At 61.6% G+C, this 10,224-nt stretch carries 11 protein-coding genes; 8 read left to right on the top strand and 3 right to left on the bottom strand.

From position 1 onward, the window contains the following. The coding region (locus tag Q8S60_RS15410) for a TetR/AcrR family transcriptional regulator C-terminal domain-containing protein (RefSeq protein ID WP_305668702.1) at window positions 1-198 on the top strand (198 nt) is incomplete at its 5' end. Between the two features lie 70 nt (window positions 199-268). After that, the gene (locus tag Q8S60_RS15405; protein ID WP_305276426.1) at window positions 269-853 is read left to right on the top strand and encodes a TetR/AcrR family transcriptional regulator; all 585 of its coding nucleotides are present in this window, start codon (window positions 269-271) and stop codon (window positions 851-853) included. 4 nt (window positions 854-857) lie between these two features. Here the strand turns inward: Q8S60_RS15405 and Q8S60_RS15400 are convergent, their stop codons facing one another. Then, a complete protein-coding gene (locus tag Q8S60_RS15400) occupies window positions 858-1,649 on the bottom strand; it encodes a class I SAM-dependent methyltransferase (RefSeq protein ID WP_305276425.1) in 792 nt (263 codons plus the stop codon). Next, on the bottom strand, window positions 1,646-2,119 hold the full coding sequence (locus tag Q8S60_RS15395; RefSeq protein ID WP_305276424.1) for a hypothetical protein: 474 nt from the start codon (window positions 2,117-2,119) through the stop codon (window positions 1,646-1,648). The genes Q8S60_RS15400 and Q8S60_RS15395 overlap by 4 nt, the downstream gene beginning before the upstream one ends. 118 nt (window positions 2,120-2,237) lie before the next feature. Between Q8S60_RS15395 and Q8S60_RS15390 the strand changes: the two genes are divergently transcribed. The 3 genes from Q8S60_RS15390 to Q8S60_RS15380 all read left to right on the top strand — a co-directional run bounded on the left by Q8S60_RS15390 (window position 2,238) and on the right by Q8S60_RS15380 (window position 7,016). After that, window positions 2,238-2,492: a hypothetical protein gene (locus tag Q8S60_RS15390; protein WP_305276423.1), complete on the top strand. Its 255-nt coding sequence runs from the start codon at window positions 2,238-2,240 to the stop codon at window positions 2,490-2,492. A gap of 45 nt (window positions 2,493-2,537) precedes the next feature. Beyond that, a complete protein-coding gene (uvrB, locus tag Q8S60_RS15385) occupies window positions 2,538-4,859 on the top strand; it encodes an excinuclease ABC subunit UvrB (protein ID WP_305668701.1) in 2,322 nt (773 codons plus the stop codon). Between the two features lie 513 nt (window positions 4,860-5,372). After that, window positions 5,373-7,016: a P-loop ATPase, Sll1717 family gene (locus Q8S60_RS15380; RefSeq protein WP_305276421.1), complete on the top strand. Its 1,644-nt coding sequence runs from the start codon at window positions 5,373-5,375 to the stop codon at window positions 7,014-7,016. 34 nt (window positions 7,017-7,050) lie between these two features. Here Q8S60_RS15380 and Q8S60_RS15375 read toward each other — a convergent pair whose 3' ends face one another. Next, a complete protein-coding gene (locus Q8S60_RS15375; protein ID WP_305276420.1) occupies window positions 7,051-7,458 on the bottom strand; it encodes a hypothetical protein in 408 nt (135 codons plus the stop codon). Between the two features lie 159 nt (window positions 7,459-7,617). On the opposite strand from Q8S60_RS15375, the gene Q8S60_RS15370 reads away from it, so the two are divergent. The 3 genes from Q8S60_RS15370 (at window position 7,618) to Q8S60_RS15360 (ending at window position 10,218) form a co-directional block, all read left to right on the top strand. Continuing rightward, window positions 7,618-9,333 carry an undecaprenyl phosphate translocase family protein gene (locus Q8S60_RS15370; protein ID WP_305668700.1) on the top strand — a complete coding sequence of 572 codons (1,716 nt, stop codon included), beginning with the start codon at window positions 7,618-7,620 and terminating at the stop codon, window positions 9,331-9,333. Further along, on the top strand, window positions 9,330-9,809 hold the full coding sequence (locus Q8S60_RS15365) for a GFA family protein (RefSeq protein WP_305668699.1): 480 nt from the start codon (window positions 9,330-9,332) through the stop codon (window positions 9,807-9,809). The genes Q8S60_RS15370 and Q8S60_RS15365 overlap by 4 nt, the downstream gene beginning before the upstream one ends. 70 nt (window positions 9,810-9,879) lie before the next feature. Continuing rightward, window positions 9,880-10,218 carry a hypothetical protein gene (locus Q8S60_RS15360; RefSeq protein ID WP_305668698.1) on the top strand — a complete coding sequence of 113 codons (339 nt, stop codon included), beginning with the start codon at window positions 9,880-9,882 and terminating at the stop codon, window positions 10,216-10,218. The last annotated feature ends 6 nt before the right edge of the window (window positions 10,219-10,224 follow it).

Genomic DNA, 10,224 nt, shown 5'->3' with positions numbered 1-10,224 from the left:
AAAGTGATGGACGGGCTCGTCGCACGCGGCGACCTCAAGCCGCACGACACCGAGGCAGGTGTGCGTTACCTGGGCGGCATGATGAAAGAATTTGTTGTCTGGCCCGCTCTGTTCACCCAGAATTTCTGCAAGCCGGAAGATCTGGAGGCAAAGCTCGGTGCATGCATCGACGCTTACCTGCAGATGTATCGGTCCTGAAGCCGCATAAAAAGCGCAGCCGGATATCATGCCGACGGGAACCGACACGCATCGGAGAAAAGTCAGTGAAATGAAGCGCGCGGCCATCGTCGATGCCGCCCGGAAGAATTTCCTGACCCATGGCTATGCCGGCGCCGGCATGGCCGAAATCGCGCATGACGCCGACGTTTCGACGGCGACGCTCTACAAGCATTTCGCCTCCAAGGAAGCGCTCTTCGTTGCCGTCGTGAAGCAGGTCGCGCGCAGCGCCGGCGACTATTCCGGCCTCTTCGCTCCGAACGACACGGTTCGCGATATTCTCTACAAGGCCTGCCGGACCTATCTCGCCGCGCAGTTCGAGCAGGATGCAAACGCGCTGATGCGCATCGTCATGGCCGAAGTGCCCGGCGCGCCGCAACTGGCTCGCGAAACTTATGCGGAGCTCGGCACGCGCCGCATCGACAGCTTCAAGGCCGTCGTCGACCAGATGATCGCGCGAGGCATGCTGCGACCGCACGACAGCGCCTTCAGCGCGCGCATCGGCTCCGGTATTCTCAAGGAAATTTTCGTATGGCCCGCGCTCTTCGACAAGGAGATCGGGTTGCCGCCGGATACGGACGAAAAGATCCACCGCTGCATCGATTGCTTCATGGCGATCTTCGGTTCGGAAGACTGACGGGTCAGCGCACCGCCAGAAACGCATAGCGGTTGACGCTGAAGAAAAATTCTCCCCGTTCGATCAGCCGCAACTGGTCGTCGTACCACGCCTGGATTTCTTCCGCGGACAGTCCGTGCGCTTCGCCATTGTTGCGCGCGAACCCGTGTATCGCGCGCATGATGCCCGCCGCATAGGAAACCGGCTGCCATCCGGCCGCCAGCATCGGAACGATCTCGACCCGGAGCACCTGGAAGCCCGCCCGCGCGAAAAGCCGTCCGAGCTTCGCCGGCAGATGAGGATCGGCGAGATGCCCGTCCCAGCAGGCCAGCACCCGCCCCATCCGCGCCTCGTCCGATGAATGCCAGACCACGCTTCGCCAGTCGGTGTCGAGCACCAGTGCGCGCCCGCCCGCCCGCAGCACGCGGTGCAGCTCCGAGAGCGCCGTCCCCATGTCGGCGACATATTCGTAAACCTGCGTCGACACGGCGGCGTCGAGCGAGCCGTCCGCGAATGGAAGCGAGGTCGCATCGCCCGTCATGCATTCCGCCTGAGGCAGCGCCGCCAGCCGCGTCCGCGCCATCTTCATCATCGCCGGTGCCATGTCGAGCCCGGCCACCCGGCCCGTCTCGCCGACAAGCCGCGCCAGGTCCTGCGCCAGCAGCCCCGGCCCCACGCCGATATCGGCGATGCGCTCGCCGGGCTTCGGCGCCAGCATCTCCAGCACGCGGGCCCGCTGGCCCACGACGTCCGGCGTCAGGTACATCTGTTCGACGGCCCGCGCCGCCGCCTCGTCGAATTCGATCGCCTGGCTCACGCGGCGTCCCTCTTCCGTTTCCTGTTGTTGACGGCCGCCGCGATCTCCTCCGCCCCCGCGAGATCGGGGATGAGGTACCGCTTGCCGTCCGTCCCGATAAGCGCCAGCGCCCCGCCCCCGAACCGCCGCTGGGCATGGGACCGCCGCACCTGCGCCAGCGCGATCCCGTCCATGTCGAGCCGCAGCCGCCGCTTCCACGGGAACCCCCACTGGATGTCGAGCGCGTCCCCGGCGATTTCCGCCCGCAGCACCCGCGCCCGCAGAAAGGCGTGGGCAAGGAGCAGCGGCACCACCACCGCCTCGATCGCCAGCGCCACCGCCCGGATCGCCGTCAGGGGCGGATCCTGCCATTCGGCCCAGAAATAAACGACCGCCCAGGTGAAAGCCACGACCAGCGACGGCAGATAGATCGTCCAGTGCGCGCCGGAGCGCGCCGGATCTGCGGCGGGGAGATTCGCGGGATCGGTCATGGCCCCGAGAATTGCAGATGGCCCGTGCTATGGAAAGCACCGGAATCCCCCGGCCTTGCCTCGTCTCCTCCCCGCGCTAGTTCACTGCCTGAGTATGGGACAAGCAGAAGGAGACGAAATGGCCGGCCCCACGAAAGAAACGGATGAGGTGCGCCAGGGCACGACCGGCACCGGAACGCGCTACGTCTTCGCGATCTCGTTCGCGGCGGTCATCATATTGCTCTTCGCCGTCGCCTGGGCCTTCTTCGGCCCGCCGAAAATGGGCATGGAAAACGCCCAAACGGGCGTGACGCAGGACAATCCGGCCACCATCCCGCCCGTCGAAACGCCCGACTGGCAGGAGCCCGCGCCCGTGCAAAATCCGTCGCGGTAGACCCGCACCCTTTGAACTGCGCCTGACTCGCGCCATATTGCCTTCATGGCGCGAGACAAATTCAAATCTTTCGGGCGGACCTCCGAACGGCCTCTCCCGGCAAAGGGAGCTGCGGGCTTTTCCGAAGCACCGGGCGCGAGCTTCGTGCCCGAAAGCTCCCTCGTGCCCGACCGCGATTCATGGGCGGGCGCGCTGCAGGGCGACCCCGCCAACTGGCCCCTCTTCGAACCGCACCGCCCCGAGCGCCCGGAGAAATCCGAGGGCGGCCGCCGCCTCAACCTCGTCTCCGAATACCAGCCCGCCGGCGACCAGCCCACCGCCATCGCCGAACTCGTCGAGGCCGTCAACAAGGGCGAGCGCGAACAGGTCCTCCTCGGCGTCACCGGTTCGGGCAAGACCTACACCATGGCGCAGGTGATCGAGCGCACGCAGCGCCCCGCCCTCATCCTCGCGCCCAACAAGACGCTCGCCGCCCAGCTCTATGGCGAGTTCAAGAGCTTCTTCCCGGAAAACGCGGTCGAGTATTTCGTCTCCTATTACGACTACTACCAGCCCGAGGCCTACGTCCCGCGCACCGACACCTACATAGAAAAGGAAAGCTCGATCAACGAGCAGATCGACCGCATGCGCCATTCGGCGACGCGCGCCCTGCTGGAGCGCGACGACGTCGTCATCGTCGCCTCCGTCTCCTGCATCTACGGTATCGGCTCGGTCGAAACCTATTCGGCCATGACATTCAGCGTGAAAGTCGGCGAGCGCCTCGACCGCAAGCAGTTGATCGCCGACCTCGTCGCCCTTCAATACAAGCGCAACGACCAGGCCTTCGGCCGCGGCACCTTCCGCGTGCGCGGCGACACGGTCGAAGTCTTCCCCGCTCACTACGAAGACCGCGCCTGGCGCATCGGCATGTTCGGCGACGAGATCGAGGAGATTTCCGAGTTCGATCCGCTGACCGGCCACAAGACCGACAAGTTCACGGAAGTGAAGCTCTACGCCAATTCGCATTACGTCACGCCCCGCCCCGCTCTCAGCCAGGCGATCGAGGAGATCAAGCATGACCTCCAGGTCCGCCTCCAGGAACTGAAAGGCCAGGGCAAGCTTCTCGAAGCGCAGCGCCTCGAGCAGCGCACGCAATTCGACATCGAGATGATGGAGGCGACTGGCTCCTGCGCCGGCATCGAGAACTATTCGCGCTACCTCACCGGCCGCAAGCCCGGCGAGCCGCCGCCCACCCTGTTCGAATATCTCCCCGACAACGCCCTCGTCTTCGCCGACGAAAGCCACGTCACCATCCCGCAGATCGGCGGCATGTTCCGGGGCGACTACAAGCGCAAATCGACGCTCGCGGAATACGGCTTCCGCCTGCCCTCCTGCGTCGACAACCGCCCGATGCGCTTCGAGGAATGGAACGCGATGCGGCCGCAATCCGTCTTCGTCTCGGCGACGCCCGGCCCCTGGGAGATGGACCAGACTGGCGGCGTCTTCGTCGAACAGGTGATCCGCCCCACCGGCCTCATCGATCCGCCCACCATCATCCGCCCCGTCGCCACACAGGTCGACGACCTCATCGCCGAGTGCCACGAGGTCGCGGCGAAGGGCCAGCGCGTCCTCGTCACCACGCTCACGAAGCGCATGGCCGAAGACCTCACCGAATACATGCACGAACAGGGCATCCGCGTCCGCTACATGCATTCCGACATCGAAACGCTGGAGCGCATCGAGATCATCCGCGACCTGCGCCACGGCGCCTTCGACGTGCTGATCGGCATCAACCTGCTGCGCGAAGGCCTCGACATCCCGGAATGCGCCCTCGTCGCGATCCTCGACGCCGACAAGGAAGGCTTCCTCCGCTCCGAAACGTCGCTCATCCAGACCATCGGCCGCGCCGCGCGCAACATCGATGGCCGCGTCATCCTCTATGCCGACAAGATCACCGGCTCGATGGAACGCGCCATCGCGGAAACGAACCGCCGCCGCGAAAAGCAGAAGGCCTATAACGAGGAACACGGCATCACGCCGGAGAGTATCCGCCGCAACATCGGCGACATCCTCGAAAGCGTCTATGAGCGCGACCATGTCCGCGTCGATACCGGCGAGGCCGACGAAAGCTTCATCGGCCACAACCTCCGCACCCACATCGCCGACCTCGAACGCAAGATGAAGGACGCCGCCGCCGACCTCGAATTCGAAACCGCCGCAAGACTGCGCGACGAAATCAAACGCCTCGAAGCGACGGAACTCGCGATTGCCGACGACCCCATGGCAAGGCAATCGGCCGTCGAGGAAAGCGTCGCGCGCACGGCCACCAAGGGCCGCTCCACTTCAGGCAAGCCAGGAACACGCGCGCGGAAATACAAGAAGCGTTAGCTCGGCCTTCTTCTCCAAAAAATCTCAGTGTCATCCCGGGCCTTGTGCCCGGGACCCATTGGTTCCCTCAGCAGAGAAGGGGGAAAACGCCTTGGCGCCCTCCAGAGCACCAACAACCTGCACAACAAGCATCGACGTGGATTGGGTCCCGGCAACAAGTGCCGGGATGACACCGAATGTTTGGCAGGAACGGACTAAACGATCGCCTCCCACCACCCTCCCCCTGTGGGAGGGTCAAAATTCGCCCCGCGAACTTTGGGGAGGGGTAAGCGGGGGATACCCGCGTCCCACATCCCCCATCAAATACTCCACAAAAATCTTCCCGTGCCCCGCGATACATCCCTTTCCGGCTTCCTTACAAAACAATAGGAGATCAGGGAATTTATTCGAGGCCAAAAGCATTTTAGAAATCGATCCCAATATCCGTCCACGAACTAACTTTCAGAGTTTTTCAACCTACCAAATTCAGGACGTCTTGTGCTATTTTGCGCAAGCGTATGGAGGGGGGACACTATGAACGCAAAATCTAATCCTATAGTCATTCGACCGGACACAAAGATCGGCAATATTGCCGCCGAAAACGACGATGAATTTCTTTTCAACTGTTTTGTTGACCATCCAGCCCTCGCGTCTGTGTTGGATACAACAAGTCCGCAGATGCTCGTATCTGGACGCACCGGCTCCGGCAAAACAGCTATCATTCGAATGGTCGAACATCAGAAAGACCACGTAGACAAAATCGATCTACATGAGTTGGCCCTGAATTATATAGCCAACTCGGACATTATCCGTTTTCTAAACGCCCTCGATATAGATCTAGATTTATTCTTTCAAGCTCTGTGGAAGCATGTCCTGTGCATTGAATTTATCAGGATGAGATTTAGTGTAAAAAATGCAGATGACTCTCGAGGCATCTTCAGCCGCATACGGGAAGCATTCTCTAAAAACGACAGAAAGAATAGTGCAATTAAATATCTGGAGAATTGGGAAGACAAATTTTGGATTACGATGGACACGAACATCCGAGAGATTACATCAAAACTTGAATCGCAAATTGGAGCATCGCTAGGGTTAGAGGTTGAAAAATTTAAGGCCAATGCTGGCTACTCAAGAACACTTAGCGCTGAGAAGAGAGCCGAAGTTACTTCTCGAGCAAAAAAAATTGTAAACGCAGATCAGCTAACAGAACTTTCAAAAGTACTAGATCTTCTAGCTGAATATGACCAAGGAGATAAGTTCAGGCAGTTTTATATTCTCATTGATCGACTTGACGAAAAATGGGTGGATGAATCAATACGCTTTTCGTTGATACGCGCTCTGATCGAATGCCTAAAATCCTTCAGAAAAATTCCGTCGCTAAAAATTGCCGTGGCCATGAGGGCAGACGTGCTCGAACGCGTAATTCAGGAGTCTAAGGATTTAGGTTTTCAAAGAGAAAAGTACGACGACTATTTTCTCAGGATTGTGTGGAAGAAAGATCAATTAAAACAGCTGGTCGAGAAGAGGGTGAATTTTCTATATCGGCGAAAATATACATCTGAAAACATTCACTTCGGTGATGTTTTCTCGACGAACGTTGGTCGACGTGAGCCATTCGATTATATGGTTGAGCGCACCCTCTATCGCCCTCGTGACATAATTTCCTTCGTAAACTTATGCCTCACGCAAGCTCAAGGAAATAGCCAAGTGACCGCGCGAGACATTCGCGCAGCGGAGGGGGAATATTCGCGCATACGGCTCCAAGCATTGGAAGAGGAATGGCGGAGTGCTTTACCGTCTCTGGCAGTTGCGGTACGAAAGTTTGCCAAGCACGGCGTTCGATTCACACTAGGTAGTGTTTCTACTAAGGACTTTGTAGAGGATTTGGTGATCGATATAGCGGGCATTGAATGCCCGCCCTGCGATCTAATTGCCAACGAATGCGCAGCCTACTTGAAAAATCAGACGATACCTCACCTACTGAGAATCGCAAAAATGGTAACTTGCGAACTCTACCGAATTGGCGCAATCGGTATAAAGACAGGAGCCCAAGAGCGCTTCATCTATGCCTATCAAGATACGCCCGTGGTAAGCGTCGAGATGGTTGATACAGATACACGCATTCACATACACCCAATGCTCCACAGAGCTCTAAATCTCGCGGAGCAGAAAGTCTGAAGACACCTTAGTGTCAACATCGCCCTTCTCCCCCTCACACCCCCAACAGATACTCCACGAAATCCTTCGCATCGAACACCAGCGACACCGCCAGCGTCGCCGTCGCCGCCACGAACCAGACGCCGAACACGCTCTTCTTCTCCACCAGCGGCCAGCGCCGGATGTAGTAGACGAGCACCGGCGTCCACAGCACGAGATGCGTGACACCCCAGAGCTTGTTCCAGCCCACCGCCATGCCGAGCGCCATCGTCGCGACGATCGTCACCACGAAGGACAGCAACAGCCACCGCGCCTCCACCCGGAAGAACGAAAACACCAGACTGCCGAGCCCGAGCACGGCCAGCATCCAGTACATCCAGTACTGCACCCAAAGCGGCAGCGTCGCCACATAGGCGTCCTGCGCTTCGCTCGCCGCCTGCAAGGCTTCCAGAAAACCGGTCATTGCCGCCTCCCCTGTTGAACCGGACGAACTCAAAAGTGTTCTCTGTGCAACGGCAAATCAATAATCCGTTACGAAGCGCGCGCCATGGCCGCTCCCGGCCCCGAAAAGCCTTGAAGCACGGACCGAGCGGCTATAATCGCCATGATTCACCAAACGGGAATGAACACGATGCACAGCGGCGATCCCTATGGCGTTTTCACGCCGGGCTGGAATGTGAAACGGCTTCTGCTCTGGACGGGCGCGGCGCTCCTGCTCGCCGCCTCGTGGATCTGGCCGGAGACGCGCGCCCTTTGGGATGCGATGGACGTCGCAATCTTCCGCCTGCTGAACGCCACCGTCGCGATGAACGACGTCATCGCCGCCTTCTGGGCACTCACGGGCGACCGCCGCTTCGATTATGTCTCGGCGCTCATCGTCCTCGTCATCTACATGATCGTCATTTCCCGCGACGATCTTCCCCGCTTCCGTCACGGCTTCGCCTTTGGCGGTTCCGTCGGCATCCTCCTCCTCGTCGTCATCGGTCTCCAGCGCGAGCTGATCGAATATCCGCGCCTCTCGCCGACCTTCGCGCTGGAACATGTTCATTCGATCCAGGCCTACATTCCCTGGTCGCTTGCCAAGGAAGGCTCAGACACGAGCTTCCCCGGCGACCACGCCACGGTGATGATGCTGCTCGCCCTCACCTGGAGCCTCGGTCTCGGCCGCCGCCTCGGCCTCCTCGCCGCCGCGCTCACCTTTGTCTTTGCCCTGCCGCGCATGGCGGCCGGCGCGCACTGGATGACGGATGCGCTGGTCGGCGGCGGTTTCGTCACCCTGCTGACGGCCGGCGTCCTGCTCGGCACCCCCGCCATGTACCACCTGCAGCGCGGCGTTCGCCGCCTCTCGGACCCCGTGGTGGATTACTGGCTGCTGATCGTCGCCCGCATCGGCCGCGAAGACAGCGACAATCCAAATCCCGCGCGCCAGTTCCTCCGCGGCATCTGCCTCGGCGCCACCCAGCTCATGCCCGGCGCCAGCACCGGCAGCATGGCGCTGATGCTCGGCCTCTATCGCCGCCTGATGCGCGCCATCGCGCATCTCGACATGGAGTTCCTCCGCCTTCTCGCGCGCGGCCAGTTCGTCTCCGCGCTTCGCCGCGCCGATCTCGTCTTCCTCGTGCCCCTGCTTCTGGGCAGCGCCGCCGCCATCGTCTTCTTCAGCCGTGTCGTGCCGCTCGAAACCCTGAGCGAGGAATTGCCGGAAATCATGTTCGGCCTTTTCTTCGGCCTCCTCGCCGCGGCCACGGTCGCGCTGCTGCGCCGTCACCGTCCCCACGGCATCGCCTGGGGCTGGCTCGCGCTCGGCGTTGCCTTTGGCGCCGCCTTCGCCCTTTTGACTCCGGTCGACACGCCGAACGAAATCTGGTTCGTCTTCCTCTGCGGCGCGCTCACCGTCACGGCGGCGATGATGCCGGGCGTCTCCGCGGCGCTCATCCTGCTGGTCCTCGGCAAATATGCCGCCACCATCGAGGCGCTCGCGCATATCGACTTCGACTATCTCGCGCCCTTCGCGGCGGGCGGCCTTCTCGCCGCCGTCTCGCTCTCGCGCCTCGTCACCGCGCTGATGCAGCGTCACGCGCAAGCCGTGATGTTGGCGGTGACGGGCCTCATGGGCGGTTCGCTGCTCGCCGTCTGGCCGTTCCAGAACCGCGAATACATGGAGATCGGCGGCAAGATGCGCCTGGTCGTCTCGGAAGCCTATCTGCCCGAAACCTTCGACGCCGGTCTCGTCATGGGCCTCGCCGGCATGGTCGCCGGCGCCGCGCTCTTCTACCTCCTCGACCGCCTGACGAAAAAGGACGATGCCGGGCTGGCGGAGGAAAGGCCGGCCGCGTGACCGCGCGGCGCACCCTCGCCCATGTCCAGTGGGCACCGGGCAAGTGCCGCTGCGGCGCGGTCCGCTTCGAGATCATGGTTCCCGCCCTCTGGGCCTGGCACGATCATTCGCAGGCGACGCGCGAAACGACGGGCGCCGCCGCCATGTGCTGGGTCGGAAGCTGGAAGAAACGCTTCCGCGTCACCGCCGGCGAAGACGACATCACCCGCTACGAAGAGCCCGGCACCGCCCGCAGCTTCTGCCGCCGCTGCGGCACGCCGCTCTTCTACGAACGCGAGCGTTCCCGCCACGTCATCAACCTCCCCCGCGCCCTCTTCGCCGCCCGCACCGGCCGCGAACCGCGCTACCACGCAGGCCTGAAGGAGATGCCCGACTGGGCCTATAATGGCGAGCCGCTGGCCCCGCTCAAAGGCTATCCCGGCATCATGATCGAGCGGAAAAGGAAGAAGAAACCGCCACCTGAAGGCATGTTCTGACCTGCACTCTTTCGCCATATTCCCCGCCTATAGTCCCCGCAAGACCGAGACCTTTCATGGAGACACACACATGCGCGCGATACTCGCAATCCTTGCACTGACGATTTCGCTGGCGATCCCCGGCGCCCCGGCTTTCGCGAAGGACGGCGACAGCAACCAGCGCTCGCCCGTCGGTCAGGCGGTGGACGGCGTCAAGGAAGGCGGCCGCACCATCGGCCACGGCGCCCGCGACGCGACAAAGGCCATCGGCCACGGCACTCGCGACGCGGTTCAGACCGTCGGCAACACCGCCGACGAAGTGACGACCGAAATCGGCCACGGCACGCGCGACGCCGCGAAGGAAACCGGCAACTTCTTCACCCGCATCGGCCACGCCTTCCGCGACGGCTGGAACGACCTCACCAACTGATCCGGG

The sequence above is a fragment of the Parvibaculum sp. genome, from assembly GCF_030694575.1.
Lineage (GTDB): Bacteria > Pseudomonadota > Alphaproteobacteria > Parvibaculales > Parvibaculaceae > Parvibaculum.
Note: the sequence above shows the minus strand (reverse complement) of the source record. Positions and strands in the feature narration are given on the sequence as shown.

What these genes read in the sequence shown, in the direction of transcription:
- uvrB (WP_305668701.1), top strand. Translation starts at nt 2,538, where the DNA reads ATGGCGCGAGACAAATTCAAATCTTTCGGGCGGACCTCCGAACGGCCT.
- Q8S60_RS15380 (WP_305276421.1), top strand. Translation starts at nt 5,373, where the DNA reads ATGAACGCAAAATCTAATCCTATAGTCATTCGACCGGACACAAAGATC.
- Q8S60_RS15370 (WP_305668700.1), top strand. Translation starts at nt 7,618, where the DNA reads ATGAACACGATGCACAGCGGCGATCCCTATGGCGTTTTCACGCCGGGC.
- Q8S60_RS15390 (WP_305276423.1), top strand. Translation starts at nt 2,238, where the DNA reads ATGGCCGGCCCCACGAAAGAAACGGATGAGGTGCGCCAGGGCACGACC.
- Q8S60_RS15375 (WP_305276420.1), bottom strand. Translation starts at nt 7,458, where the DNA reads ATGACCGGTTTTCTGGAAGCCTTGCAGGCGGCGAGCGAAGCGCAGGAC.
- Q8S60_RS15360 (WP_305668698.1), top strand. Translation starts at nt 9,880, where the DNA reads ATGCGCGCGATACTCGCAATCCTTGCACTGACGATTTCGCTGGCGATC.
- Q8S60_RS15405 (WP_305276426.1), top strand. Translation starts at nt 269, where the DNA reads ATGAAGCGCGCGGCCATCGTCGATGCCGCCCGGAAGAATTTCCTGACC.
- Q8S60_RS15395 (WP_305276424.1), bottom strand. Translation starts at nt 2,119, where the DNA reads ATGACCGATCCCGCGAATCTCCCCGCCGCAGATCCGGCGCGCTCCGGC.